This is a genomic window from Rhizobium ruizarguesonis, from assembly GCF_017357285.1.
GTDB lineage: Bacteria > Pseudomonadota > Alphaproteobacteria > Rhizobiales > Rhizobiaceae > Rhizobium > Rhizobium ruizarguesonis.
Window position 1 is genome coordinate 2,404,098 of the sequence record NZ_CP071678.1, and the last position, 25,682, is coordinate 2,429,779.

At 61.9% G+C, this 25,682-nt stretch carries 24 protein-coding genes; 22 read left to right on the forward strand and 2 right to left on the reverse strand.

Annotated elements, in window-relative coordinates; genetic code table 11:
* Positions 1-122: 122 nt before the first annotated feature.
* From J3P73_RS12010 to J3P73_RS12030, 5 genes are all read left to right on the forward strand, one after another.
* Positions 123-2,645, forward strand: a complete 2,523-nt coding sequence (locus tag J3P73_RS12010) for a hypothetical protein (protein WP_130691739.1) — start codon at positions 123-125, stop codon at positions 2,643-2,645.
* 65 nt (positions 2,646-2,710) lie between these two features.
* On the forward strand, positions 2,711-3,970 hold the full coding sequence (locus J3P73_RS12015; RefSeq protein ID WP_130691741.1) for an ABC transporter substrate-binding protein: 1,260 nt from the start codon (positions 2,711-2,713) through the stop codon (positions 3,968-3,970).
* 11 nt (positions 3,971-3,981) lie between these two features.
* Positions 3,982-5,019 carry a carbohydrate ABC transporter permease gene (locus J3P73_RS12020; RefSeq protein WP_130691743.1) on the forward strand — a complete coding sequence of 346 codons (1,038 nt, stop codon included), beginning with the start codon at positions 3,982-3,984 and terminating at the stop codon, positions 5,017-5,019.
* Positions 5,016-6,065: a carbohydrate ABC transporter permease gene (locus J3P73_RS12025; RefSeq protein ID WP_018069610.1), complete on the forward strand. Its 1,050-nt coding sequence runs from the start codon at positions 5,016-5,018 to the stop codon at positions 6,063-6,065. The genes J3P73_RS12020 and J3P73_RS12025 overlap by 4 nt, the downstream gene beginning before the upstream one ends.
* Positions 6,066-6,095: 30 nt before the next feature.
* Positions 6,096-7,175, forward strand: a complete 1,080-nt coding sequence (locus J3P73_RS12030; protein ID WP_130691745.1) for an ABC transporter ATP-binding protein — start codon at positions 6,096-6,098, stop codon at positions 7,173-7,175.
* Positions 7,176-7,290: 115 nt separating this feature from the next.
* On the opposite strand, the gene J3P73_RS38140 is transcribed toward J3P73_RS12030, so the two are convergent.
* On the reverse strand, positions 7,291-7,470 hold the full coding sequence (locus tag J3P73_RS38140; protein ID WP_130693080.1) for a hypothetical protein: 180 nt from the start codon (positions 7,468-7,470) through the stop codon (positions 7,291-7,293).
* 378 nt (positions 7,471-7,848) lie between these two features.
* On the opposite strand from J3P73_RS38140, the gene J3P73_RS12040 reads away from it, so the two are divergent.
* The 7 genes from J3P73_RS12040 to J3P73_RS12070 all read left to right on the forward strand — a co-directional run bounded on the left by J3P73_RS12040 (position 7,849) and on the right by J3P73_RS12070 (position 13,183).
* On the forward strand, positions 7,849-8,058 hold the full coding sequence (locus J3P73_RS12040) for a hypothetical protein (RefSeq protein ID WP_018069607.1): 210 nt from the start codon (positions 7,849-7,851) through the stop codon (positions 8,056-8,058).
* 9 nt (positions 8,059-8,067) lie between these two features.
* Complete coding sequence (locus J3P73_RS12045; protein ID WP_130691747.1) at positions 8,068-8,442, forward strand: GFA family protein; 375 nt, start codon at positions 8,068-8,070, stop codon at positions 8,440-8,442.
* Between the two features lie 261 nt (positions 8,443-8,703).
* Complete coding sequence (locus tag J3P73_RS12050; protein WP_018069605.1) at positions 8,704-9,996, forward strand: efflux RND transporter periplasmic adaptor subunit; 1,293 nt, start codon at positions 8,704-8,706, stop codon at positions 9,994-9,996.
* A gap of 12 nt (positions 9,997-10,008) precedes the next feature.
* The gene (locus J3P73_RS12055; RefSeq protein ID WP_003539566.1) at positions 10,009-10,725 is read left to right on the forward strand and encodes an ABC transporter ATP-binding protein; all 717 of its coding nucleotides are present in this window, start codon (positions 10,009-10,011) and stop codon (positions 10,723-10,725) included.
* Positions 10,715-11,917, forward strand: a complete 1,203-nt coding sequence (locus J3P73_RS12060) for an ABC transporter permease (protein ID WP_018484822.1) — start codon at positions 10,715-10,717, stop codon at positions 11,915-11,917. The genes J3P73_RS12055 and J3P73_RS12060 overlap by 11 nt, the downstream gene beginning before the upstream one ends.
* 73 nt (positions 11,918-11,990) lie before the next feature.
* Positions 11,991-12,350: a VOC family protein gene (locus J3P73_RS12065; protein ID WP_130691749.1), complete on the forward strand. Its 360-nt coding sequence runs from the start codon at positions 11,991-11,993 to the stop codon at positions 12,348-12,350.
* Positions 12,351-12,568: 218 nt separating this feature from the next.
* Positions 12,569-13,183, forward strand: a complete 615-nt coding sequence (locus tag J3P73_RS12070) for a GntR family transcriptional regulator (protein WP_130691751.1) — start codon at positions 12,569-12,571, stop codon at positions 13,181-13,183.
* A gap of 49 nt (positions 13,184-13,232) precedes the next feature.
* Here J3P73_RS12070 and J3P73_RS12075 read toward each other — a convergent pair whose 3' ends face one another.
* On the reverse strand, positions 13,233-14,045 hold the full coding sequence (locus J3P73_RS12075) for a ferredoxin--NADP reductase (RefSeq protein ID WP_018069601.1): 813 nt from the start codon (positions 14,043-14,045) through the stop codon (positions 13,233-13,235).
* A 346-nt stretch (positions 14,046-14,391) separates the two neighbouring features.
* Here J3P73_RS12075 and pcsA point away from each other — a divergent pair, with 346 nt between their 5' ends.
* The 10 genes from pcsA to yjfF all read left to right on the forward strand — a co-directional run bounded on the left by pcsA (position 14,392) and on the right by yjfF (position 25,673).
* A complete protein-coding gene (gene pcsA / locus J3P73_RS12080; protein WP_018069600.1) occupies positions 14,392-15,120 on the forward strand; it encodes a phosphatidylcholine synthase in 729 nt (242 codons plus the stop codon).
* A 9-nt stretch (positions 15,121-15,129) separates the two neighbouring features.
* Positions 15,130-16,110 (forward strand): quinone oxidoreductase family protein, encoded by a 981-nt coding sequence (locus J3P73_RS12085; protein WP_130691753.1) that lies wholly within the window; start codon positions 15,130-15,132, stop codon positions 16,108-16,110.
* 39 nt (positions 16,111-16,149) lie between these two features.
* The gene (locus J3P73_RS12090) at positions 16,150-17,718 is read left to right on the forward strand and encodes an ABC transporter ATP-binding protein (RefSeq protein ID WP_130691755.1); all 1,569 of its coding nucleotides are present in this window, start codon (positions 16,150-16,152) and stop codon (positions 17,716-17,718) included.
* Positions 17,708-18,793: an ABC transporter permease gene (locus J3P73_RS12095; protein WP_207579988.1), complete on the forward strand. Its 1,086-nt coding sequence runs from the start codon at positions 17,708-17,710 to the stop codon at positions 18,791-18,793. The genes J3P73_RS12090 and J3P73_RS12095 overlap by 11 nt, the downstream gene beginning before the upstream one ends.
* A complete protein-coding gene (locus J3P73_RS12100) occupies positions 18,790-19,710 on the forward strand; it encodes an ABC transporter permease (RefSeq protein WP_024321964.1) in 921 nt (306 codons plus the stop codon). Before J3P73_RS12095 ends, J3P73_RS12100 begins: the two co-directional genes overlap by 4 nt.
* A gap of 52 nt (positions 19,711-19,762) precedes the next feature.
* Positions 19,763-20,839, forward strand: a complete 1,077-nt coding sequence (locus J3P73_RS12105; protein WP_130686392.1) for a BMP family ABC transporter substrate-binding protein — start codon at positions 19,763-19,765, stop codon at positions 20,837-20,839.
* Between the two features lie 145 nt (positions 20,840-20,984).
* Positions 20,985-21,947, forward strand: coding sequence for a galactofuranose ABC transporter, galactofuranose-binding protein YtfQ (gene ytfQ, locus J3P73_RS12110; RefSeq protein WP_003559333.1), 963 nt, complete (start codon positions 20,985-20,987; stop codon positions 21,945-21,947).
* A 227-nt stretch (positions 21,948-22,174) separates the two neighbouring features.
* Positions 22,175-23,698, forward strand: a complete 1,524-nt coding sequence (ytfR, locus tag J3P73_RS12115) for a galactofuranose ABC transporter, ATP-binding protein YtfR (RefSeq protein ID WP_130664570.1) — start codon at positions 22,175-22,177, stop codon at positions 23,696-23,698.
* Entirely contained in the window at positions 23,695-24,708 is a 1,014-nt protein-coding gene (locus J3P73_RS12120) for an ABC transporter permease (protein WP_130686393.1), read from the forward strand. Before ytfR ends, J3P73_RS12120 begins: the two co-directional genes overlap by 4 nt.
* Positions 24,705-25,673, forward strand: a complete 969-nt coding sequence (gene yjfF, locus J3P73_RS12125; protein WP_130664572.1) for a galactofuranose ABC transporter, permease protein YjfF — start codon at positions 24,705-24,707, stop codon at positions 25,671-25,673. The genes J3P73_RS12120 and yjfF overlap by 4 nt, the downstream gene beginning before the upstream one ends.
* Positions 25,674-25,682 lie beyond the last annotated feature (9 nt).

Sequence of the window (25,682 nt, forward strand, 5' to 3'; positions counted from 1 at the left end):
CTAGACGGCCAGTCCATGCGTCGGCGTTTTAACCGGCGTCTCAAGGATCGAGCATGATGCCGAAAAGTGTGAGCGGTTTTCGGACGACATCATGCTCTAGCTGTTCTAGGGCGGGTTGAAATATGACCACTGAGCAGCAATCCCATCTCCGCCGCGCGACGGCGAAGGATAGCCCGATCGTCTACTGGCAGCTCGCCGACCTGTGGCAGGAGCGCTATGACGTCGCCGACCGTCCGATGGAAGGCAGCATGGATCCGTTTTTCTTCGTCACCAAGACGAAGAATTTCATTCCGCATGAATATCCCTGCCGCACCGAATTCAAAAAATCCTTCTCGGGCCGGCGGCCGCAACCGGCTGCCGAATTCGAGGCCGTCCGCTGGTGGCTTCCCTTTGCCTCCCCGCGTGTCGATCTCTCCGGCTTCTGGTTTCGCCCGACACGCATCGGCTGCTGGGCGCGCAGCTTCCTCGATGCCCGCTCGGCGGGAGCTGCGACGCTTCGCCTGTCGACCTGCGGCGGCGCGATCCTCTTCGTCAATGGCCGCGAGCATGGCTTCATGGCGCCTTACCAGCGCAATCTCGAAGCCCAGCAGCTCTTCGAGGTCGAGCTGGCGGCCGGCCTCAACGAGATCCGCGTCTATTTCGACGATCTCGCCGAGCGTGACGCCCGTTTCTATTTCCAGCTGGATTATGTCGAAGGACCGGAAGTTGAAAACGCCGTGCCCGTTCCCATCGCCGCCGGCGATGCGGATGCGCTGGAGGTCATCCTCGAAGGCATGCGCTTCGACCGCACCGCCTATCTCGGCGAAGATGTGACGATCCTCTTCCCCGTGCCGTTGCCGGTGGGGCTGAGCTGCCATGTCGAGATCGAAGGCGACTTCATGTCGATCGAGCGCTTCGACTATGATTTCGAGCTGGAAGCGGGGGCGACGAAACTGGCGCTCGGCACCTCGGCTGATATGCCCGCCGATTTCCGCCATTTCCGCATCACCTTCAAAACAGGCACGCTTTCGCTCGGTCGCACGCTCGGCGTCGAGATCTGTCATCCCCAGAGGCAGGGCGAGGCACCCGCCGCCCTGGAGGACCGCGTCGCCGAGGCGCTGGCCGAGGTCGCCGCCCATTCGGAGCCCGATACGGTCTGCGCTTTCGCGCGCCTTGCGCTGGGGCAGGGCGGCGAGGAAACCGAGGCGATGATCTCGGCGATGCTGCCTGTTATCGAGGATTGTCACGACTGCGCCGATTTCGTGCTGGTGCCGCTGCTCTTTGCCTATACACGCTGGAGCGATCTGCTATCACCTGAGCTGCGCGACAGGATCGAGCATGCCGTCCTCAATTACCGCTACTGGATGGATGAGCCCGGCAACGACGTTCAGTGGTATTTTTCCGAAAACCACGCGCTTCTCTTCCACACCGCCGCCTATCTCGGCGGCAGGCTGTTCCCCGATGCCGTCTTCGCCCGTTCCGGCCGCACCGGCGCCGAGCAGATGCGGGTCGGCGAGGAGCGTGTCCGCGCCTGGCTCGATCATTTCGAGCGCTGGGAAATGGCCGAGTGGAATTCCGTTCCCTATTTCCCGATCGATCTCAAAGGCTTGACGGCGCTGGTCGCCTGCGCGCCGGATGAGACGATCCGCAACCGGGCAAACGCCAGCATCGTCCGCCTGATGGAGATCGTCGCCCGCTCGGCCCACCACGGCATGCTGACCGGCAGCCAGGGCCGCTCCTACGAACATACGCTGCGCCCCGGCCGTTCGGTCGAACTCTCCGCCATTGCCCGGCTGCTCTGGGGCCACGGCTGGTACGGCCGGCGTGTCCACGCTTTGCCGCAGCTTGCCGTCTGCATCCGCGACCACGGCCTGCGTTTTCCAGAAGCGCTTGCCGAAATTGCCGCGCACAAGTCCGACGACGCGCAGGAATGGACCTTTTCCCAGGGCGAAAACCGTTTCGCCGCCCTCTACCACTACAAGACCCGCGACACCGCACTCGGCACCATCGCCCATTATCGCCCCGGCGCCTGGGGCTACCAGGAGACGGTGCTGCATCTGCGCTTGGGCGATCGGCCGGAAGCGCAGATCTGGATCAACCATCCCGGCGAAACCATCCAGTTCGGTTATGGCCGGCCGAGCTTCTGGGGCGGCTGCGGAACGCTGCCGCGCGTGCATCAATATCGCGATCTGGCGATCCTCGATTTCGAGATCCATCAGAGTCAGCCGGATTTCACCCATGCCTGGTTCCCGCTCGAGGCCTTCGACGACACTGTAGTCGACGGCAATCTGGCGCTCGCCCGCTCCGGCAACGGCATTGCGATGCTGATCGGCAACGGCGCACTGGAGCCGGTGAAACAAGGCCCGACGACGGATATCGAGCTGCGGTTAGCCGGCCGCAAGGGCCGCTGGATCGTCCGTCTCTCCGATCTCGGGCGCGAGGGTGGCCTTGACGGCATGCAGGCTCGTTTCGCCACGCTCTCGGCGCGGCGCGACGAAGAGGGCGCATTGATCGTCGTCGATCCGGATTATGGCCGGGTCGTCTTCGAAGAGGACGGCACCGTGCGCGCCGAAGGACGCATTCTTCGCCCGGCGGACTGGTCGGTGCGGGGAGACGCGGTACATCTAAAGATACCGGGTAGGCAGCCTCGGCGCGCGGCCTCATAGACGACATGTCCGGCAGGTGGAGGACCGGCCGGACGCAGGAATTCATCGGTCAAGTGGAGGAGAAAATGACCAGAATGAAATCGATCGGTGCGGCTTTTGCTGCAATTCTCTTGAGCTCCGTTGCCGCCCATGCCGGCGACGTGCGCATCATGTGGTATTCCGATGGCGGCGAAGGCGAGGTGATCAAGGATCTGCTGTCGCGCTTCTCCAAGGCCAATCCCGACGTCAACGTCATCCTCGACGAAGTCTCCTATGACGTCGTCAAGGAACAGCTGCCGGTGCAGCTCGAAGCCGGGCAGGGGCCGGATATCGCCCGCCTCACCAATCTGAAGGCGCCGGCGCAGCACTGGCTCGATCTTCGCCCCTACCTCACCGACGCGAAATATTGGGACGACAATTTCGGCGCCCAGGCGGACTGGATGCGTCCCGACGGTTCGAACGCCATCACCGGCTTCATGACGCAGCTGACGCTGACCGGCGGCTTCGTCAACAAGACGTTGTTTGAGCAGGCCGGCGTCGAGATCCCCGGCCCGAAAGCCACCTGGGACGACTTGGCGGCGGCAGCCAAGAAGGTCGCAGACAGCCAGAAGGTCTTCGCCATGGCGATCGACCGCTCCGGCCACCGCGTCTCCGGCCCGAACATCTCCTACGGCGCCAACTATATCGCCGCCGACGGCAAGCCGGCGCCGATCGATCAGGGTGCCAAGGACTTCCTCAGCCGCTTCGTCAAGTGGAACGAGGACGGCACCATCAACAAGGATGTCTGGGTGAGTGCTGCCGGCACCACCTACCGCTCCGCCGCCGAGGACTTCATCAATGGCGGCCTTGCCTATCTTTATTCAGGCAGCTGGCAGGTTTCGGGCTTCGCCCAGAAGATCGGCGATAATTTCGACTGGGTGATGGCGGGCAGCCCCTGCGGTTCCGTCGCATGCTCCGGCATGCAGGGTGGCGCCGGTCTGGTTGCCGTCAAATATACCAAGAACCCGAAGGACGTCGCCAAGGTGATGGATTACCTGGCAGGTGCCGACGTGCAGAAGGAATTTGCCGAACGCAGCCTGTTCATCCCCGCGCATAAGGGCGTCGCCGCCGGCCAGATGGACTTCAAGACCGACAATCCGCATGTGCAGGCGGCGCTGAAGGCCTTCGTCGAAGCGGCCGGCCAGACGGCGGCACCCGCCATGAAGCTGCCGGGCTGGAAGTGGTCGGACGCCTATTACAGCGCCATCGTTGCCCGCATCAGCCAGGTGATCGCCGGCGAAATGAAGCTCGACGACGCCTATGCCCGCATCGATGAGGACATCAAGGCCAAGGTCGCCGGCAACTGACGGAAGAACAAATGACGGCGAAGACGGTTTCTTCTGAACCAACTGTCAAAACCGGTCTGCGGCAGGCGCTCTCGGCGCCTGTCCGGCTTGCCATGGGGCTCGTCGACATTCCCATGCGTGCCTGGCAGAAACTGACCGGGCTGAACGGCATGGCGGGCGTCTTCCTGGCGCCCAACATGCTGATCTTCACCGTCTTCGTGCTGCTGCCGATGGTCATCAACTTCATCTATTCGACGACGAGCGGCAGCGCCATCTTCCTGCAGAACAGGACTTATGTCGGCGCCGACCAGTACCGCATCCTCTTCGATTGCGGCTCTTATCTCGACCCTTCGACCTGCGCGGCCGACACCTTCTGGGCGGCCGTGCGCAACACCGCCGTCTTCGTCGTCTTCCAGGTCACGGTGATGCTGATCGCAGCGCTCGCAACGGCGCTGATCCTCAACCGCGAGCTTTCCAATCGCGGCTTCTGGCGCGCCGTCTTCTTTTTTCCGGTGCTGCTGTCGCCCGTCGTCGTCGGCCTGATCTGGAAATGGATCCTGCAGCGCGAAGGCCTATTGAACTATGCGCTGAGCCCCTTCGGCTTCGAACCTTTCTCGTGGCTCAGCGATCGTTTCTGGGCGTTCTTCTTCGCCGTCTTCGTCTCCGTCTGGGCGCATATGGGCTTTTATGCGCTGATCCTGCTCGCCGGCCTGCAAGCGATCCCGCGGGATCTCTACGAGGCGGCGGCGATGGACAGCGCCCGCCCAACCCGTATCTTCCGGCGCATCACCCTGCCGCTTCTGATGCCGAACCTCGTCGTCGTGCTGGTCTTGGCGCTGATCCGCGCCGTGCAGATCTTCGACGAGGTCTTCGTGCTGACCGGCGGCGGGCCGGGCACCAGCACCATGTACATCACCCAATATATCTACGAGACCGGCTTTGCGAGTTCGCTGCGCAATCCGGGGCTGGCGTCCGCCGCCTCGATCCTGATGGGCATCGTGCTCGTCATCCTGACGCTGGTCCAGCTCGGCGTCAGTAGCCGCAACGAGAAGAAGGGAGCACGCCGATGAGCGCAGTCTCTACCTTTCTGCTCCGCCGCCGCGGCCGAGGCTGGCACTGGACGGATGTCGTCACCTGGATCTGGCTGATCTCAGGCGTCTTCCTGATGTTCGGCCCGGCCGTCTGGCTGGTCTTCTCCTCCTTCAAGACGCCGGCGGCCCTTGCCGAGTTCCCGCCCTCCGTCCTGCCCTATGTCACCGAACAGGCAGTGGTGCCGGGATACGACAAGCCGTTGCCGCTCTATAATGTCGCAATGCCGGATGGCAGCACGCGCGTGCTCGCCGAAGTGCGCCGCATCGGCATCATCGGCCAGATGGTCGATCCGAAACAGCCGGGCGAAATCGTCAAGGCGAATATCAAGGACCGCACGCCGGTGCGCCAGGTCGAATTTGCCGGCGGCAACTACACCGAACCTTTCCAGCGCTTCGATTTCTTCCTGTTCCTGCGCAACTCCGTCTTCGTCACCGTCGTGGCGACGGCCATTACGCTGCTCGTCAATTCCATGGCCGCCTTCGCGCTGTCGAAATACCAGTTCCCTGGCCGCACCGCCGTCATGCTGATGATCCTGGCGACGCTGATGGTGCCGCTTTCGGTCATCGTCGTGCCGCTCTATTCCGTCATCGGCACGCTGAACCTCTTCGACAGCCTCTGGGGCGTCATCCTGCCGACGGTCGCCACCCCGACGGGAGTCTTCCTGCTCAGGCAATACATGCTGACGATCCCCGACGAATTGCTCGACGCCGCGCGCATGGACAAGGCCAGCGAATGGCAGATTTACTGGCGCATCATCCTGCCGCTGTCTGCGCCGGCGCTCGCAGTGCTGGCGATCTTCTCGGTCGTCTGGCGCTGGAACGACTTCCTCTGGCCGCTGATCGTGCTCTCGCGCAAGGAACTCTATACGCTGCAGGTCGGCCTTAACGTCTATGCCGGCGAGCTCAATGTGCAATGGCACTACATCCTCGCCATGACCGTCGTCTCGATGATCCCGGTCGTGCTGATCTTCGTCTTCCTGCAGCGTTTCATCACCACAGGCATCGCCGGCTCGGGGCTGAAATAGACCGGCTTACATATAAAAACAGGAGAGTGCATGAGCGGGCTCGAACTCACGAACATCGTCAAGAATTTCGGCGCCGTCGAGGTCATTCGCGATGTCTCGCTTCATGTCAACGACGGCGAGTTCGTCGCTTTCGTCGGCCCTTCCGGCTGCGGGAAATCGACGCTGCTGCGCCTCATCGCCGGCCTCGATAAGCCGACTGGCGGCAACATTGCCATCGACGGCAAGGATGTTACCGCTATCAGCGCCGCCGATCGCGGCCTGGCCATGGTCTTCCAGTCCTATGCGCTCTATCCGCATATGAGTGTCAGGGAAAACCTCGCCTTCGGGCTCGAGAACACCAAGGTGGCCAAAGCCGAGATCGAAGCGCGCATCATGGACGCTGCGCGCATGCTGGAGATCGAGCCTTTCCTGCAGCGCCGTCCGGGCCAGCTCTCCGGCGGACAGCGCCAGCGCGTGGCGATCGGCCGCGCCATCGTGCGGCGGCCGGATGCCTTCCTGCTCGACGAGCCGCTATCCAATCTCGACGCCGAACTCAGGGTCAGCATGCGCGCCGAACTGGCGGCTCTTCACGCCCGCCTGAAGGCGACGATGATCTATGTCACCCACGATCAGGTCGAGGCGATGACGCTGGCCGACCGCATCGTCGTGCTCAGAGGCGGCAGGATCGAGCAGGTGGGAACGCCGCTGGAACTCTACAACAAGCCGGCCAACCGCTTCGTCGCCGGCTTCATCGGCGCGCCGCACATGAATTTTCTCGAAGGTGCGATTGTCGGTCACGAGGGCGGTTTCGCTGAGGTCGAAACCGTCGGCGGCCATCGTCTTTCCGTCATTGCCAAGGAGACACGCCCGACGGGCGAAAGGGTCAGCATCGGCATCCGCCCGCAACACATCACCCTTGCCGATGTGGCCTCAGCGGGCAGATTGGATACCCGCGTCACCCTTGTCGAGGAACTGGGCTCGGAAACCGTCGTCCATGCCGACGCAGGCGGGAAGAAGCTGATCGCGGTCTTTGCCGGCCAGCAGCGGATGAAATCGGGCGACAGCCTGCCGCTGCATCTCGATCCCGATGTACTGCACCTCTTCGGCGAGGACGGCCGGCGTCTGTCCTAAAGCATGGCGCGCAAAAATGTGCAGCGGCTTTGCGATAACGACATGCGTGGAACAATGAGCCCAAAAGAAAAGCCCGCGCCGAAGCGCGGGCCGAATTTCATATCAGAACAGAGCTTTAGTGGCTGTTCTTGTGGCTTTGTTGACCAGCCTTTACATGCTGTTCATGGCTGCCGCCGCGGGTTCCGCTGGACTGCGCGTCGCGGCCAACTGAGGCCCTGCGGGCATTAGAGTCGTTCTTGTGACTCTGCTGTCCAGCTTTGACGTGCTGTTCATGGGTTCCACCTTGGTTTGCCATACGGTTCTCCTTGGGTTTGAACGAGGCCACGTCGACCTCGATGGGAAAACCGGCTCCCAACGGATGCGTTCCGGATTTTAATATTTCGTGATCTCCGCTCGAAAAGAAGGAGATAAGGAAGCGAACCGGGCGGGTCGGGAGCTCGTCTGCCATTTCGTTGGCCATCGGGAGAAAGCGGAAAAATCCCGATGTTCTCCAGCACCGCCGCGTCCGCTTGGCGCGGCCCGCAACCTCGGTCCGAAAATGCGCATAACGGCGAAAAGGTTCCAGGAAAACAACCGCATTCCCCCATACCGGAAGCCTCGATAAGGCGCGCCGGCTCTTTCCAAATCGACAGGTCGCACTAGCTTAAAGGGGACGTGACGAAAGGAGAAACCTATGACCGACGCACCGAATACGGCGACCCCGGCGCGAAGAGTGTTGCGTGGCCGCCCCTACAGCATCGGCGAATTTGCCAGGAAATACCGGTTGGACGACAAGGAGGCAAAGCGCCTCTACGACAAGTTCGGCCCATCGGCCACCGAACTCGACCTGTTGATGGCCGCAAAGCGGCGCCCGCCGAGCCTGCCGACCAATCTCGACGCCTGACGGCCCACCATGAGGATCCGAACCGGAAGCTGCCTTTGCCGGGCGGTCGCCTATCGTGTGGAGGGCGAGCCGTTGCGCACCGGCCTTTGCCACTGCGCCGATTGCCGCAAATCGAGCGGCTCCGCCTTCGTCTTCTTCGCGGTCTGGCCGCGCCAGGCTTTTTCCCATAGCGGCGAGATCGCCACTTTCTCCGGCCGCAGCTTCTGCCCCGCCTGCGGCGGCAGGCTTTTCTGCCTCAGGGAAGACGAGGCGGAAATCCGCCTGGGGTCCCTAGACACTCCGCCGACCGACCTTACGCCCGGCTATGAAGTCTGGATCAAGCGGCGTGAACCGTGGCTGCATCCTTTGCCCGGCGCGGACCAATTTACCGAGGATACGAATTGATGGGCGCCAAAGCGCGTCGCGATCGAGATCGCTTGCCACGCTTTAGATCTTTGATTTGCCGCATGTCTTTATCGCAAAACCGCTGCACAGTTTTGCGCGACATGCTCAATCGCACCGAAACTTGACTTTTCTTACCAATATTTCATTTCACCCATCCGCAATTCCGTGCCAGTTCGGCGGCAACGCTAATCGCCGGTTCATCTGCACTGTGATTATTTCGTCGCAGAGGCCGCAAGCGGCCACTGACTGATTGAGGACGACATGAACAAGATCGTAAGCGGCAGCGAAACCGGAGCAAAGACAGGCGCAGCGTCCGATCTCGCCGCGGTCCTTGCTGCATCGGGAAGGCAGGGCAAGCGCAGCCGCTGGCGCGGACGCCTGCTCATCCTGCTGATCCTCATCGCTGCTGCCGCAGTCGCCGCTTATTTCTATATGGGCCGTGGGCAAAGCGAATTGAGCTATGACACCCAGCCGGCAAAGCGCGGCGACCTGACGGTGCTCGTTACCGCCACCGGCTCGGTACAGCCGACCGAGCAGGTGGATATATCGAGCGAGCTGTCCGGCACGGTTCGCGATGTCAACGTCGATTACAACAGCACGGTCAAATCAGGCGAGGTGCTCGCCCTTCTCGACACCAACAAGCTCGAGGCGGATGTGAAGAGCTCGCGCGCCAAGCTCAATTCGGCCAAGGCGAACGTCGTCAAGGCCAATGCCGATATGCAATCGGCAGGCACCTCGCTCGAGCGGTTGAAGAGCCTGGTCAGGAGCAACGTCTCCACCCAGCAGAGCCTCGACGACGCCAGCTACAAATATGATTCCGCCGTCGCCGCCAAGCAGATCAACGAGGCCGAGGTCCTGGCCTCGGAGGCCGACCTGCAGCTTGCCGAAGTCAATCTCGCCAAGGCGAAAATCATATCGCCGATCGACGGCGTCATTCTCACCCGCTCCGTCAATCCGGGCGCGACGGTCGCAGCCTCGCTTTCGGCGCCGATCCTTTTCACCATCGCCGGCGACCTGAAGAAGATGGAGTTGCAGGTCGATGTCGACGAGGCCGATGTCGGCCAGATCGCCGTCGGCCAGAAGGCGAAATTCACGGTCGACGCCTATCCCGACCGGACCTTTCCCGCCGAGATCGAGCAGATCCGCTTCGCCTCCGAAGTGGTCAACAATGTCGTGACCTATAAGGCGGTCCTATCGGTCGACAATGCCGATCTGCTGCTGCGCCCCGGCATGACGGCGACGGCTGATGTCACCGTCGAGGCCGTCAAGGATACGCTGATGGTCCCGAATGCCGCCTTGCGCTACGCCCCGGCCCAGGCGGAAAGGCGCGGCCGCGGTATTTTCGGCCTCTTCGGCCCGCCGCGCCAGCGCAACAACAACGTCGGTCCGGCGCTGAAGGGCGCTGAGCGCCGCGTCTGGGTGTTGCGCAACGGCCGCCCGGCGCCTGTTGTCATCCAGGTCGGCTCATCCGACGGCCAGTTCACCCAGGTCGTCTCCGGCGACATTAAGGAAAACGACGCACTGGTGACCGACGCCACGGCGCGTGCGAACTAGGCGGAGAGACGGATGGCAAGCCCGCCGCTCATCGAATTCAGACAGGTCTCGAAAATCTACGGCGAGGGCGAGGCGGCGATCCGCGCGCTCGACCACGTCGACCTTGCGATCAACGCCCATGAATTCGTCGCGATCATGGGGCCGTCTGGCTCCGGTAAGTCGACGGCGATGAACATTCTCGGCTGCCTCGACGTGCCGAGTGCCGGCGACTACATCTTCGAAGGCATTCCGACCAGCGGCTTCGACCGCAGCCAGCTGACGCTGCTGCGCCGCCACATGCTCGGCTTCGTCTTCCAGGGCTTCAACCTCCTGTCGCGCACTTCGGCCGTCGAGAACGTCGAGCTGCCGTTGATCTATCGCGGCATGGCGGTGCGCGAGCGGCGCGAGCGAGCCCGCGAGGCGCTGGCGCTGGTTGGCCTCACCGGGCGCGAACATCACAAGACGCAGGAACTGTCAGGCGGCCAGCAGCAGCGTGTCGCCATCGCCCGCGCCATCGTCACCGAGCCGGCGCTGCTCCTCGCCGACGAGCCAACTGGCAATCTCGACACCAAGACCAGCGTCGAGATCATGGATCTGATGACGCGGCTGAACCGCGAGCAGGGCATCACCATCGTCATGGTCACCCACGAGCCCGATATCGCCGCCTATGCGCAGCGGCTGCTGCGTTTCGTCGACGGCAAGCTGGAGACTGAGGTCGAGCACCGGAGGAGGGCGGATCATGTTCTTTGAGACGCTGAAGCTGGCGCTGCGGGCCATCAGCCGCAACATGCTGCGCTCGTTCCTGACCGTGCTCGGCGTCGTCATCGGCGTTGCCGCTGTCATCGCGCTGGTGACGATCGGCAACGGCACGACCGCGCAAGTCTCGACCGAGCTGTCGCGGCTCGGCACCAACATGCTGTTCGTCCGCCCCGGCCAGTTCGGCCCCGGCCGGGCAAGCTCCGAGGCCAAGCGCTTCAGCGTCAAGGACGTCGCGGCCATCCGCGACCAGATCGGCGGCCTCAGGGCGGTGGCGCCGCTCAACCAGTCGACGGCGACCGTGATTTTCGGCGGCCAGAACCATTCGACCAGCGTCTCCGGCACCACCAACGATTATTTCATCGCGCAGGACTGGAACCTGGCGCTCGGCCGCAATTTCACCCCCGCCGAGGAACGCGGCCAGGCGCGCTGCATCATCGGCGAAACGGTGCGCTCGCAGCTCTTCGGCAGCGCCGATCCCACAGGCCAGCAGATCCGCGTCGGCAAGGTCTCGTGCCCCGTCATCGGCGTGCTTGCCAAGCGCGGCCAGTCCGGCATGGGCAACGACCAGGACGATGTCGTCATCATGCCGGTCAAGGTGTTTCAGCGGCGCATCAGCGGCAACAGCAATGTGCCGCAGATCATCATCTCGGCGCGCGACGGCGTCTCCACAGCCAAGGTTCAATCGGACGTCGAAAATCTCCTGCGCGAGCGCCGCAAGATCGTGCCCGGCCGCCAGGACGATTTCAACGTCAACGACATGACGCAGATCGCCGAGGCGATGACCGGCACCACGACACTGCTGACCGGCCTGCTTGGCGCCGTCGCTGCGATCAGCCTGCTCGTCGGCGGCATCGGCATCATGAACATCATGCTGGTCTCCGTCACCGAGCGGACCCGCGAGATCGGCATCCGCCTGGCGATCGGCGCGCTCGAAAGCCAGGTGCTCACCCAATTCCTGGTCGAGGCGGTGGCGCTGTCGCTGTTCGGCGGCATCACCGGCATCGTGCTGGGCTTGAGTCTCGGTTTCGGCGCCGTGACGTTGCTGAAAGTGCCCTTCGTCTTCAGCCCCCTGATGGTTGCCGTCGCCTTCCTGTTCTCCGCGGCGATCGGCATGATCTTCGGCTATTTCCCGGCGAGAAGGGCAGCGCAATTGAACCCCATCGAGGCGCTGCGGCATGAATAATGCGTCATGGCAAAACGCATAATGTCTCTCTACTCCTGTCAATCGAACGCAACCGCTATCGGAGGTCAGCATCATGCCGGTCAACAGGCTGGTGATCTACGCCGGCAACGTCGAGGAAACGGCGCGCTTTTATGAGAAGCACTTCGGTTTCAAGGCAACCAGCCTGCCTGGCGATAGGATCATTGAACTGGTCGCTCAGGACGGTGGTGCGAATATCATGCTGCACCAGGCTGCCAAGGGCCAGCGGAGTGGCCAATCCACCGTCAAGCTGGTCTTCGACGTGGAGGATGTCGAGGCTTTTTGCAGGCGATGTGCGGAGGACGGCCTGGAGTTCGGTGCCATCCATAAAGCCGACGGTTATCAGTTCGCCAATGCAAAAGACCCGTGTCAAAATTCGATCTCGGTTTCCAGCAGGGCGTTCCGCAAGGGGTGACCGAGGGGTAGTGCCGGCCTCATAGGCGAGCCGGTGTGCCTCAGTAGGCCGGGGCGGGTGGCACGAGCCTTCACGGCGCAGACGTCAATGCCTCGCCGAGTTTCACGCCTCACCTATGTTATCTATCTGTCTCTATTCTGATATTTCAATGCCGACTTGTCTTCGGTTTTTGACCGTGTCACTATGTGATATATCAGACTTGGCGACGGAGCTCGGTATTGCAGACTTCACAGAGCCATCTTGCCTATCTCGCGCTGGAGCATCTGATCGTGACGCTGGCGCTGAAACCCGGCGCGCTGGTCACTGAAAAGCAGCTGATCGACATGGCGGGCCACGGGCGTACGCCGGTGCGCGAGGCAATCCAGAAGCTCGCCTGGCAGGGACTGATCCTGGTGAAGCCGCGTGTCGGGCTGCAGGTCGCCGAGATCGCGCCTGAGGATCATGGCAATGTCATGCAGGTGCGCCGCGAGCTGGAGCCGATCGCGGCAAGCCTTGTCGCTGAACATGCGAGCGACGAACAGCGCGCGCGTCTCCTCGGCTGCGCCCGCGCGATGGAGGAATGCGCCGTCAGCGGCGATCTCGCCGGCTTCTTCGCTGCCGACAAGGCCTTCGACGAAATCCTCGAGGCTGCTTGCCCGAACGGCTTCATCACGGCAGCACTCGGCCCGGTGCAGACGCATTCACGTCGCCTCTGGTACTCCACCGCAAGCCCGGAGCGCATGGATCGCTCCATCTCGCTGCACGTCGCCGTCATCCGCGCCATCCATCAGGGCAGGCCGGATGAAGCGCGCACCACCATGGCGGTGCTGATCGATTACCTTAGCCACACGTAGAAACGGCTCCGTTTCCGAAGCCGCCATAAGTCTGATTGTCAGAAATGCTTTAGCCGACGAAAGCGCGCTCGATGACAAATTCGGCAGGCTTGCTGTTGGCGCCTTCATCGAGGCCGGCCTTTTCGAGCAGTTCCTTGGTATCCTTCAGCATGGCCGAGGAACCGCAGATCATGCCGCGGTCGATTGCCGGATCGAGCGGCGGCACGCCGAGATCGGTGAACAGCTTGCCCGAGGAGATCAGGTCGGTAATGCGGCCGCGATATTCGAAATCCTCGCGCGTGACTGTCGGATAGTGGCGCAGCTTGTCGCCGACGACCTCCTTCAGCAACTCGTCATTCTGGATCTCGTGCACGAGGTCGAAGCCATATTTCAGTTCGGCGACATCACGCGTCGTATGGGTGAGGATGACTTCCTCGAACTTCTCATAGGTCTCGGGATCGCGGATCAGGCTGGCGAAAGGCGCAATGCCCGTTCCCGTCGAGAACATGTAGAGACGACGGCCGGGCGTCAGCGCATCGAGCACCAGCGTGCCCGTCGGCTTCTTGCGCATCAGCACCTGGTCGCCCGGCTTGATCGCCTGCAGATGTGAGGTGAGCGGACCGTCCGGCACCTTGATAGAGAAGAATTCAAGCTCTTCGGCCCAGGCGGGGCTCGCGATCGAATAAGCGCGGAAGACCGGCTTGCCCTCGACCATCAGGCCGATCATCGCGAATTCGCCAGAACGGAAACGGAAGCCCTGCGGCCGAGTCATCGTAAATCGGAAGAGCCGGTCGGTATAGTGCGTGACATCGAGCACCGTCTCGGCATAGACGCCGGCGGGGATGGACAAGGCGAAGTCTTCGGTCTTTGCAGGCGCGTTCATTTCGGTAGCGGATCCCGTTTCGTCGGATGAACAGTCGGATGCGAGCGAGATATTACAAATCGGGCCGGAATTAAAGGCATTCCATTCCACGCGACGCTTCTAAAGGGAAATATGCATGTCATTGTCAGGATTCAATGGCTGGCGGAGAATGTCGTATTTCCCGCTGGCGGAGCCCGGCAAAGGATGCATATTAGAGCAGCACGCCGGAAACGGATGCCGGTTTTCGGCAAAAACGGTGCGACAACAAAGACCTACGGCGTCGAACCCGATTCAGCAACAGGGTTCGGCGATGGTGGCGAAAAAAAGATGCTTGCCGGGGCGGGCGCGATAGGGCGGTCGGGGGAATATGAAGATTTTCAACTACAAGCGCGTTCCTTATGCGGAGATGCGCGCCTTTTCCGTCCATATCCTGACGGCCTCCGGCTCCTTCCTTGCCTTTCTCGGCGTCGTTGCCGCCGCCGAGCACCGCTTCATCGACATGTTCTGGTGGCTGGGCCTCGCCCTTCTCGTTGATGGCATAGACGGCCCGATTGCCCGCAAGGTGCGCGTCAAGGAGGTGCTGCCGAACTGGTCGGGCGATACGCTCGACAATATCATCGATTACGTCACCTATGTGCTTCTGCCGGCCTTCGCGCTTTATCAGAGCGGCATGATCGGCGAGCCATGGTCCTTCGTCGCCGCCGGCATGATCGTCGTCTCCAGCGCCATCTACTATGCCGATATGGGCATGAAGACGGACGAGTATTTCTTCTCCGGCTTCCCCGTCGTCTGGAACATGATCGTCTTCACGCTGTTCGTCATCGATGCCAGCGCCACGACGGCGCTCACTGTTGTCATCGTCTCGGTGGTGCTGACCTTTCTGCCGATCAATTTCCTCCACCCGGTTCGGGTCAAAAGGCTGCGCCCGCTTAATCTCGGCGTCTTTTTTCTGTGGTCGGCGCTCGGCATTTTTTCGCTGCTGATGCATTTCGACACGCCCGAATGGGCGCTCATTCTCTTTATCGTGACCGGGATCTATCTTTACGTCATCGGCGCGGTGCTGCAATTCTTCCCCGCCCTTGGACGCGAAGCTTAGGATAGGCAGATGACCAAAACGCAGGCGGTTTCATTCTCGAGAACGGGCGGGCCGGAGGTTTTCGACTATGTCGAGATCGATCTTCCCTCACCCTCGGCAGGCGAAGTGCAGATCAGGCAGGCGGCAGTCGGGCTCAATTTCATCGACGTCTATTTCCGCAACGGCACTTACAAGACCCCGCATCTGCCCTTCGTCACCGGCAAGGAGGGGGCTGGCACTGTGACATCGGTCGGTCCCGGCGTCGAGGATTTCAAGGTCGGCGACCGTGTCGTCTATGCCGGCGCCGACGGCGCCTATAGCGCTGAACGCAATATCGAGACGCGCCATCTGGTACATGTGCCTGACGGCATAGAGCTCGAAACGGCGGCGGCAATGATGCTGAAGGGCATGACCGCCGAATATCTCTTGAACCGCACCTTCAAGGTCGGCCCGGAGACGGTCCTGCTGTTCCACGCCGCAGCCGGCGGCGTCGGCCTGATCGCCGGCCAGTGGGCAAAGGCCCTCGGCGCCACCGTCATCGGCACGGCGGGCTCTGAAGACAAGATCGAACTAGCGCTCGCCCACGGCTACGACCATGTGATCAACTACAAGAGCGACAGCTTCGTCGACCGTGTCCGCGACATCACCGGCGGCAAGGGCGTGGATGTCGTCTACGATTCGATCGGCCGCGATACTTTTCCACAGTCGCTCGATTGTCTGAAGCCGCGCGGCCTTTTTGCCTCCTTCGGCCAATCTTCCGGGCCGATCGAGAATTTCACCCTTGCGATGCTGGCGCAGAGGGGCTCGCTCTTTGCGACGCGGCCGACGCTCTTCACCTATATCGCCGCGCGTAGGGAACTGATCGACAGTGCGAAAGCGCTATTTGATATTGTGCAAAGCAACAAAGTGCGTATCAATATCAATCAAACTTATCCGCTACGTGAGGTTGGGCGGGCTCACTCGGATCTGGAAACAAGAAAAACAACAGGAACGACGCTGCTGATTCCATGAGATCCGAACGGACCGGTTGGCAGAAGAAATGAGGGGAACGTGTCGCCATTGAATGTGCCGGATTCCGGTGCGTTATTATCGGTTCAGAAGCTGACGAAGTTCTTCGGTGGCTTTGCAGCCTGCAATGAAATCGATCTCGATATAGCGCCGGGCGAAATTCATGCGCTTCTCGGCGAAAATGGTGCAGGTAAATCCACCCTGGTGAAGATGCTGTTCGGCGTTCTCGAGCCGACGGGCGGGCATATCCTCTGGCAGGGCCAGCCGGTCGCGATCGCGTCGCCCGGTGAAGCCCGCAAGCTCGGCATCGGCATGGTCTTCCAGCATTTTTCGCTGTTCGAGGCGCTGACGGTTGCCGAAAACATCGCCCTGTCGCTCGATGACGCCATCCCGATCGACAAAATCGCCGAGGAGGCGAGGGCGCTGTCGGTCGCCTACGGCCTGCCGCTCGATCCGCATGCCCATGTCGCCGATCTCTCGGTCGGCGAGCGCCAGCGTATCGAGATCGTCCGCGCACTGCTGCAGAACCCGAAGCTCATCATCCTCGACGAGCCGACCTCGGTGCTGACGCCGCAGGAGGCCGATAAGCTGTTCGGGACGCTGTTCAAGCTGCGCGCCGAGGGGCGTTCGGTTCTTTATATCAGCCACCGCCTGGAGGAAGTGCAGCGCATCTGCGATCGCGCCACCGTCCTGCGCCATGGCCGCGTGACCGGCGCATGCGATCCCAAGCACGAAACGCCGGCCTCGCTCGCCCGCATGATGGTCGGCAGCGAGGTGGCGACCGTCACGCATCCGGAGCGCAGCGACAAGGGCGAGGTTCAGCTTGCCGTGGCAAACCTTTCCGTCGCCGCGCGCACTCCCTTCGCCATGCCGCTGCGTGATGTGTCGATGGCGGTGCGCTCGGGCGAGATCCTCGCCATTGCCGGGGTCGCTGGCAACGGCCAGAGCGAGCTCTTCGACGCATTGTCCGGCGAATATCCCGTTGTTTCGGCCGAGGCGATCGTCATCCGCAAGAAGCACGTGGGCAATCAGGGCATTACCGCCCGCCGTCTCCTCGGCGCCGGCTTCGTGCCGGAGGAACGCCACGGCCATGCCGCCGTCTCCGCCATGAAACTGTCGGACAATCTCGTCCTTGCCCGCAGCCAGTCGGACCGCAAGGCATTTCTGGGCTTGCTCGGCATCATCCGCCACGCTGCGGTGAAATCCGCCGCAAGGCGCATTTCCGAGGCCATGGATGTCCGCAAGAGCGGCGATGACCCGGCTGCCGGCTCCTTGTCCGGCGGGAACCTGCAAAAGTTTATCGTCGGCCGCGAGCTCGACCGCCAGCCGGCGGTGCTCGTCGTCAACCAGCCGACCTGGGGCGTCGATGCCGGGGCCGCGAGCCGCATCCGCCAGGCCTTGGTGGATCTTGCAAGAAGCGGTTCGGCCGTCGTCGTCATCAGCCAGGATCTCGACGAGATCTTTGAGGTGGCGACCGATATTGCCGTCATCTGCGAAGGCCGTCTTTCCCGCCCGTTCCCGGCCGGCGAACTGACGCGGGAAAGGATCGGACTGCTGATGGGCGGACTGCACGAGAGCAGCTCTGCCCCGGAGGCGCCCCATGCGCATTGAACTTGAAAAACGGCCCGACGTCTCGAAGCTCTTCGCCTTCGTCTCGCCGCTGCTTGCCCTTGTCCTGACGCTGGTATTCGGCGCCATCATGTTCGCCATGCTCGGCAAGGACCCGGTCGAGGCACTCGACGCCTTCTTCATCGAGCCGCTGCTCGAGGTCTGGTCGCTGCACGAGCTGGCGATCAAGGCCGCCCCTCTGATCCTGATCGCCGTCGGCCTGGCAATCTGTTACCGGTCGAATAACTGGAATATCGGCGCCGAGGGCCAGTTCACCATCGGCGCCATTACCGGTTCCTATCTGCCGATCGTCTTTTACGACTGGCATTCGCCGCTCGTGCTGCCACTGATGCTGATCCTTGGCGCGCTCGGCGGTGCGCTTTTCGCCGCCATTCCGGCGCTGCTGAAAGCGCATTTCAATACCAACGAGATCCTGACGTCACTGATGCTGGTCTATATCGCCCAGCTCTTCCTCGACTGGCTGATCCGCGGCGCCTGGCGCGATCCGAAGGGCTTCAACTTTCCGGTTTCCCGTGATTTCGCACCGGAGGCCGTGCTGCCGGCGATCTGGGAAGAGTCCGGCCGCGCCCATTGGGCCTTCATCTTCGCCATTGTCGCCGCAATCGGCGTCTGGTTCATGCTGCGCTATACGCTGAAAGGCTTCGAGATCGTCGTGCTCGGCCAATCGGAGCGGGCAGGGCGCTTTGCCGGCTTTTCGTCGAAGAAGATGATCTGGTTCAGCTTTCTCTTCTCGGGCGCTCTTGCCGGCCTTGCCGGGATAGCCGAGGTCTCGGGCTCGATCGGCCACCTGCAGCCGGCGATCTCGCCGGGCTACGGCTTCACCGCCATCATCGTCGCCTTCCTCGGCCGCCTCAATCCGCTCGGCATCATCGCATCCGGCCTGGTGCTGGCGCTGACCTATCTCGGCGGCGAGGCCGCCCAGCTTTCGCTCGGCGTTTCCGACAAGGTCACCCGCGTCTTCCAGGGCCTGCTGCTCTTCTTCGTGCTCTCCTGCGATACGCTGATCTATTACAAAATCCGCATTGTCTGGTCGCGGCTAAGGGGCAGGGTGGCATGAGCATCTTCGAAGCCATTCTGCTGACTGTCATCACCGCCTCGACGCCGCTCGTCATCGCCGCACTCGGTGAACTCGTGGCCGAGCGTTCCGGCGTTCTCAATCTCGGTGTCGAGGGCATGATGATCATGGGCGCGGTTGCCGCGTTTGCCGGCGCGCAGATGTCGGGCTCGCCCTATGTCGGCATCGTCTGCGGCATTGCGGCAGGCGCGCTTTTCTCTCTTCTGTTTGCCTTCCTGACGCTGACCCTGGTGGCGAACCAGGTGGCGACCGGTCTGGCGCTCACCCTTCTCGGCCTCGGCGCCTCAGGCATGCTTGGCGAAGCCTATGTCGGCATGCCCGGCATCCGGCTGGGAGAGATCGTCATTCCGGTCCTGTCGGATCTTCCGGTCGTTGGCCATGTTCTCTTCAGGCAGGACTTGATCTTCTACCTGTCGATCGCGCTCGTGGTCGGCGTCAGCTGGTTTCTGTTTCGCAGCCGGACCGGGCTGAAGCTCAGGGCGATCGGCGACAATCACGGTTCGGCCCACGCGCTCGGCATTCATGTCATCCGCACGCGATATCTGGCGGTGATGTTCGGCGGCGCCTGCGCCGGTCTTGCCGGGGCGCAGCTTTCGCTCGTCTACACCCCGCAATGGGCCGAGAACATGTCAGCCGGCCGCGGCTGGATCACGTTGGCGCTGGTGGTCTTCGCCTCCTGGCGGCCGTGGCGGGTCTTTGCCGGCGGCTATCTCTTCGGCGCAGTCACCATCCTGCAGCTTCACGCGCAGGCCTTCGGTCTCGGCATTCCCTCGCAGTACCTTTCGATGCTGCCCTATGCCGCGACTATTGTGGTTCTCATCATCATTTCCCATAATCGCCGCACGACGTTGATCAACACGCCCGCGTCGCTCGGAAAAGCCTTCGTGCCGGAGCGATAAAGCAACAACAAAGACGGGTTTCCGCAATAACTTCAAACCAACAGGGGTCCCCATGAAGAAGTTAGCATTCACACTTGCCGCCTCGGCTGCCGCCGTGATCGGCATCTCTTCCGCTGCTCACGCCGCGGACAAGACCAAGGTCTGCTTCGTCTACGTCGGTTCGCATACCGACGGCGGTTATTCGCAGGCCCACGATCTCGGCCGCCAGCAGGTCCAGGCCGAGTTCGGCGACAAGATCGACACGCCTTACCTCGAAAACGTCCCGGAAGGCCCGGATGCCGAGCGCGCCATCGAGCGCCTTGCCCGTTCCGGCTGCAAGCTGATCTTCACGACGTCCTTCGGCTTCATGGATGCGACGGTGAAGGTCGCCGCCAAGTTCCCGAAGGTCAAGTTCGAGCATGGCACCGGCTACAAGGCCGGCCCGAACCTTGCGACCTACAATTCCCGCTTCTATGAAGGCCGCTACATCCTCGGCCAGATCGCCGCCAAGACCTCGAAGAATCACGGCGCGGCCTATATCGCCTCCTTCCCGATTCCCGAAGTCGTGATGGGCATCAACTCGTTCGAGCAGGGCGCCAGGTCGGTCGATCCGAGCTTCAAGCTGAAGGTCATCTGGGTCAACACCTGGTTCGACCCCGGCAAGGAAGCCGATGCCGCCAAGGCGATGGTCGACCAGGGCGTCGACGTCTTGACGCAGCACACCGACACGACCGCGCCGATGCAGGTGGCCGAAGAACGCGGCATCCACGCCTTCGGTCAGGCCTCCGACATGATCGCAGTAGGCCCGAAGGCTCAGCTGACGGCAATTGTCGACACTTGGGGGACCTACTACTCCAAGCGCGTTCACGCTCTTCTGGATGGCACCTGGAAGTCCGAGCAGAGCTGGGACGGCCTGAAGGACGGCATCCTGAAGATGGCGCCCTATACCAACATGCCCGACGACGTGAAGAAGATGGCCGAGGAAACCGAAGCCAAGATCAAATCAGGCGAACTGCATCCCTTCACCGGACCGATCAACAAGCAGGACGGAACGCCCTGGCTGAAGGCCGGCGAGAAGGCCGATGACGGCACCCTGCTCGGCATGAACTTCTATGTCGAAGGCGTCGACGATAAGCTGCCGGGTAAATAATCCCGTAGCCATCTCGCAGATGCGAAGAGCGCCCCTAATGGGCGCTCTTTTTTGCTGCAATGCATCCCAAGATTCCGATTTACAAAAGTAATACTATATGATTTTTTGACCCCTGCGCCGCGAGATGCGGCATTGGGAGGAAATCATGAAATTGAAGACTGCACTTTTGAGTGCCACGATTCTGGCTGCCTGCATGTTCGGTTCGGCTTCAGCCGCCGGCCTCACTGTCGGCTTCTCGCAGATCGGCTCGGAATCGGGCTGGCGTGCGGCTGAAACGACCGTGACCAAGGAGCAGGCCAAGAAGCGCGGCATCGATCTGAAGTTTGCCGATGCGCAGCAGAAGCAGGAAAACCAGATCAAGGCTCTGCGCTCTTTCATTGCTCAGGGCGTCGATGCCATTCTCATTGCTCCGGTCGTTGAAACCGGCTGGGACGACGTTCTCAAGGAAGCCAAGGAAGCCAAGATTCCGGTCATCCTTCTCGACCGTACCATCAAGGCTCCGGACGATCTCTATCTGACGGCTGTTACGTCGGACCTGGTCCATGAAGGCAAGGTCGCAGGCGACTTCCTGGTCAAGACCGTCGGCGACAAGAAGTGCAATGTCGTTGAACTTCAGGGCACAACCGGTTCGTCGCCGGCCATCGCCCGCAAGAAGGGCTTCGAAGAGGCCCTTGCCGGCCACGACAACCTCAAGATCGTTCGCAGCCAGACCGGTGACTTCACCCGCACCAAGGGCAAGGAAGTCATGGAAAGCTTCCTGAAGGCCGAGAATGGCGGCAAGGATATCTGCGCTCTCTACGCCCATAACGACGACATGGCCGTCGGCGCCATCCAGGCGATCAAGGAAGCCGGCCTGAAGCCCGGCAAGGATATCCTCGTCGTCTCCATCGACGCCGTGCCCGATATCTTCAAGGCCATGTCCGAAGGCGAGGCCAATGCCACGGTCGAGCTGACGCCGAATATGGCAGGTCCGGCCTTCGATGCGCTCGAAGCCTATCTGAAGGACAAGAAGGCTCCGGCCAAATGGATCCAGACCGAGTCGAAGCTCTACACGCCTGCCGACGAGCCGATGAAGGTCTACGAAGAGAAGAAGGGTCAGGGCTACTGATCTGATGTGACACTGCTGCATAATTCCTTAAATCGGAATTCGATTTCGGGACAAATCATGCAGCAATTCAAAGCGCTACAGCGTCCTTATGCGTCTCAAAAGACCAGGCGGCGCTGTAGAACCGCACCGGCCCGTCATGGACCGGTGCGGAACTGCCTCGCCGCCTTGGGACATCATGTCCGGCCGCGGCGCGGCTTTTGCCGTCAATATCAGGAAAACAGACCCTTATGACTCACGATTTCGAGAACGTTCTCGCGGCCTCCGGAATATCGAAATTCTTTCCTGGCGCGGTGGCGCTGGATAAGGTCGATTTCACGCTCCGCAGAGGCGAGGTGCACGCATTGCTGGGCGAGAACGGCGCCGGCAAGTCGACGCTGATCAAGTGCATCACCGGCGCCTATCATCGTGATGAAGGCAGCCTGGCGCTCGACGGCCAGGAAATCAATCCGGCCAATACGCTCGCCGCCCAGAAGCTCGGCATCGGCACGGTCTACCAGGAGGTCAACCTGCTGGCCAATCTAAGCGTCGCCGAAAACCTCTTTCTCGGACGCCAGCCAAGACGGTTCGGCATGACCGACGTGCGCGCAATGAACCGCAAGGCGCGCGATCTGCTCACCGGCTACGGCATCGATATCGACGTTACCGCCGAACTTGGCCGTTTTTCCGTCGCTGTCCAGCAGGTGGTTGCCATCGCCCGCGCCGTCGATCTCTCAGGCAAGGTGCTGATCCTCGACGAGCCCACGGCAAGTCTCGACAACCAGGAGGTCGCGCTGCTCTTCCGCATCATCGACGACCTGAAGAAGCGCGGCCTGGGCATCGTCTTCATCACCCATTTTCTCGAGCAGGTCTATGCGATCAGCGACCGCATTACCGTGCTGCGCAACGGCAAGCTCGTCGGCACCCGCGACGCCGCCGATCTGCCGCGCCAGGGCCTGATCGCCATGATGCTCGGCCGCGAGCTGGCGCATGTCGAAGAGACTGTCAGGGAACGCAGCCTTGCGGCAGGCGAGGTTCGATATCGTTTTGCAGGCTATGGCAAACGCGGCAAGGTCAAGCCTTTCGACCTTGAGGTTCGCGCCGGAGAGGTGGTCGGCATTGCCGGGCTGCTCGGCTCCGGCCGCACCGAAACCGCCGAACTGCTTTTCGGCATCGAGCATGCCGACAGCGGCAGCGCCACGATCGACGGCCAGCCGGTGACGCTTTCCGGCCCGCGCGCCGCGATCGCAAAGGGTTTCGGCTTCTGCCCCGAGGATCGCAAGACCGATGGCATCGTCGGCGACCTGTCGATCAGGGAGAACATCGCACTGGCGCTGCAGGCCCGCCGTGGCTGGACGCGGCCGCTCTCGCGCGCCGAGCAGAATGCACTTGCCGACCGCTACATCAAGGCGCTCGATATCCGCACCACCGACCGCGAGAAGCCGATCCGGCTGCTCTCCGGTGGCAATCAGCAGAAGGCGATCCTCGCCCGCTGGCTGGCGACCAATCCGAAGTTTCTGATCCTCGACGAGCCGACCCGCGGCATTGATGTCGGCGCCCATGCCGAGATCATTCGGCTCATCGAAGAGCTCTGCGCGGGCGGCATGTCGCTGATCGTGATTTCCTCGGAACTTGAAGAGCTTGTCGCCTATAGTTCACGTGTCATCGTACTTCGCGACAGACAGCATATCGCCGAACTGACAGGCGAACGTATCACCGCCGCCGGCATCGTCGAAGCCATCGCTGCGGCAGAGCACAAGATGGAGGAGGCATGAGGTCCTCGCTGAAGGCGCTGGCCTATCGCCTGGCGCCGCAATTGATTGCGCTCGTTGTCATTCTTCTGTTGAATTTCATCACGTCACCGCAGTTTTTTAATGTCGTGGTTCAGAATGACCGGCTTTATGGCAGCCTGATCGATGTGCTGAATCGCGGTGCGCCGGTGGCGCTGCTGGCGATCGGCATGACGCTGGTGATCGCCACCAAAGGCATCGACCTGTCCGTCGGTGCGGTCATCGCGATCTGCGGCGCCGTCGCCGCGTCATCGATTGTCTCTGGAAATTCAGTCACCTATACCATTATCCTCACGCTTGCGATCGGGCTTGCCTGCGGTGTCTGGAACGGTTTCCTGGTGGCGGTCCTCAATATCCAGCCGATCATCGCGACGCTGGTGCTGATGGTCGCCGGCCGCGGCATCGCCCAGCTGATCACCGAAGGCGCCATCCTGACCTTCAACGATGACGGGCTGACCTTCTTCGGCAGCGGTTCCATGGCTCTCCTGCCGATGCCTGTCGTCATCTGGCTTCTCGTCGGCCTGCTCGTCATCCTGCTTGTCCGCCGCACCGCACTCGGCATGCTGATCGAGGCCGTCGGCATCAATCGCCGCGCCAGCACGCTCTCTGGCATTCAAACGCCGGTGCTATTGATGGCGGTCTACATGCTGAGCGGTCTCTGCGCCTCGATCGCGGGCATCATCGTCGCAGCCGACATCAAGGGCGCCGATGCCAACAATGCCGGCCTCTGGCTGGAGCTCGACGCGATCCTCGCCGTCGTCGTCGGCGGCAATTCGCTGCTCGGCGGCCGCTTCAGCATTCTCGGATCGCTGATCGGCGCGATGATCATCCAGGCGGTGAATACCGGCATCCTGTCCTCCGGCTTCCCGCCTGAGTTCAATCTGATCATCAAGGCCGTCATCATTATCGTCATCCTCGTCATCCAGTCGCCGGCGGTGCAATCGCTCGCCATCTTCGCCAGCCGCCGGCAGGGCGGAAGGGAGCAGCCGAAATGAACTCCAAATACCTGCCGCTGCTTGCGACCATCGTCATCTTCGTGCTCGCCTATGCCGGCTGCGCGCTGCAATATCCGAACATGCTGTCGACGCGCGTCATCGGCAATCTGTTGACCGACAATGCCTTTCTCGGAATCGCTGCCGTCGGCATGACCTTCGTCATCATCTCGGGCGGCATCGATCTGTCGATCGGCTCGGTCATCGCCTTTACCGGCGTCTTCCTCGCGGTGATCTTGCAGAACACCTCGATCCATCCGCTGCTCGCTTTCGCGATCGTGCTCGTCATCACGACTGCCTTTGGCGGTATCATGGGCGCGATCATCCACTATCTCGAAATGCCGGCCTTCATCGTCACGCTCGCCGGCATGTTTCTGGCGCGCGGCATGGCCTTCGTGCTCTCGATCGACAGCATCCCGATCGATCACGAATATTATTCGACGCTGACGAGCCTCTATTACCGTCTGCCCGGCGGCGGGCGGCTGACGCTGATCGGCGGCATCATGCTTCTGGTCTTTGCCGTCGGCATCTTCATCGCCCAGCGCACCCGCTTCGGCACCAACGTCTATGCACTCGGCGGCGGCACGCAGACGGCGCGGCTGATGGGTGTGCCGGTCGGCCGTACGACAATCCAGATCTATGCGCTGTCGGGCTTTCTGGCGGGTCTATCCGGGATCGTTTTTTCGCTGTACACCTCTGCTGGATATTCTCTTGCAGCAGTCGGCGTCGAACTCGATGCCATCGCGGCGGTCGTCATTGGAGGGACGCTGCTGACCGGAGGAGCGGGATTCGTGGCGGGAACCTTGATCGGTATCCTGATCCAGGGGCTCATTCAGACCTACATCACCTTCGACGGCACGCTGTCGAGCTGGTGGACCAAGATCCTGATTGGCCTTCTGCTGTTTGCATTCATCCTGATGCAGAAAGCCATCCTGTTCGTTTCCAGTCTGAACAAGAGGTACGCCTGAGGGGGAGAC

Bases quoted from the DNA above. Each gene is read 5' to 3' on its own strand.
- J3P73_RS12010 (WP_130691739.1), top strand. From the start codon at position 123: ATGACCACTGAGCAGCAATCCCATCTCCGCCGCGCGACGGCGAAGGAT.
- J3P73_RS12015 (WP_130691741.1), top strand. From the start codon at position 2,711: ATGACCAGAATGAAATCGATCGGTGCGGCTTTTGCTGCAATTCTCTTG.
- J3P73_RS12020 (WP_130691743.1), top strand. From the start codon at position 3,982: ATGACGGCGAAGACGGTTTCTTCTGAACCAACTGTCAAAACCGGTCTG.
- J3P73_RS12025 (WP_018069610.1), top strand. From the start codon at position 5,016: ATGAGCGCAGTCTCTACCTTTCTGCTCCGCCGCCGCGGCCGAGGCTGG.
- J3P73_RS12030 (WP_130691745.1), top strand. From the start codon at position 6,096: ATGAGCGGGCTCGAACTCACGAACATCGTCAAGAATTTCGGCGCCGTC.
- J3P73_RS38140 (WP_130693080.1), bottom strand. From the start codon at position 7,470: ATGGCAAACCAAGGTGGAACCCATGAACAGCACGTCAAAGCTGGACAG.
- J3P73_RS12040 (WP_018069607.1), top strand. From the start codon at position 7,849: ATGACCGACGCACCGAATACGGCGACCCCGGCGCGAAGAGTGTTGCGT.
- J3P73_RS12045 (WP_130691747.1), top strand. From the start codon at position 8,068: ATGAGGATCCGAACCGGAAGCTGCCTTTGCCGGGCGGTCGCCTATCGT.
- J3P73_RS12050 (WP_018069605.1), top strand. From the start codon at position 8,704: ATGAACAAGATCGTAAGCGGCAGCGAAACCGGAGCAAAGACAGGCGCA.
- J3P73_RS12055 (WP_003539566.1), top strand. From the start codon at position 10,009: ATGGCAAGCCCGCCGCTCATCGAATTCAGACAGGTCTCGAAAATCTAC.
- J3P73_RS12060 (WP_018484822.1), top strand. From the start codon at position 10,715: ATGTTCTTTGAGACGCTGAAGCTGGCGCTGCGGGCCATCAGCCGCAAC.
- J3P73_RS12065 (WP_130691749.1), top strand. From the start codon at position 11,991: ATGCCGGTCAACAGGCTGGTGATCTACGCCGGCAACGTCGAGGAAACG.
- J3P73_RS12075 (WP_018069601.1), bottom strand. From the start codon at position 14,045: ATGAACGCGCCTGCAAAGACCGAAGACTTCGCCTTGTCCATCCCCGCC.
- pcsA (WP_018069600.1), top strand. From the start codon at position 14,392: ATGAAGATTTTCAACTACAAGCGCGTTCCTTATGCGGAGATGCGCGCC.
- J3P73_RS12085 (WP_130691753.1), top strand. From the start codon at position 15,130: ATGACCAAAACGCAGGCGGTTTCATTCTCGAGAACGGGCGGGCCGGAG.
- J3P73_RS12095 (WP_207579988.1), top strand. From the start codon at position 17,708: ATGCGCATTGAACTTGAAAAACGGCCCGACGTCTCGAAGCTCTTCGCC.
- J3P73_RS12100 (WP_024321964.1), top strand. From the start codon at position 18,790: ATGAGCATCTTCGAAGCCATTCTGCTGACTGTCATCACCGCCTCGACG.
- J3P73_RS12105 (WP_130686392.1), top strand. From the start codon at position 19,763: ATGAAGAAGTTAGCATTCACACTTGCCGCCTCGGCTGCCGCCGTGATC.
- ytfQ (WP_003559333.1), top strand. From the start codon at position 20,985: ATGAAATTGAAGACTGCACTTTTGAGTGCCACGATTCTGGCTGCCTGC.
- ytfR (WP_130664570.1), top strand. From the start codon at position 22,175: ATGACTCACGATTTCGAGAACGTTCTCGCGGCCTCCGGAATATCGAAA.
- J3P73_RS12120 (WP_130686393.1), top strand. From the start codon at position 23,695: ATGAGGTCCTCGCTGAAGGCGCTGGCCTATCGCCTGGCGCCGCAATTG.
- yjfF (WP_130664572.1), top strand. From the start codon at position 24,705: ATGAACTCCAAATACCTGCCGCTGCTTGCGACCATCGTCATCTTCGTG.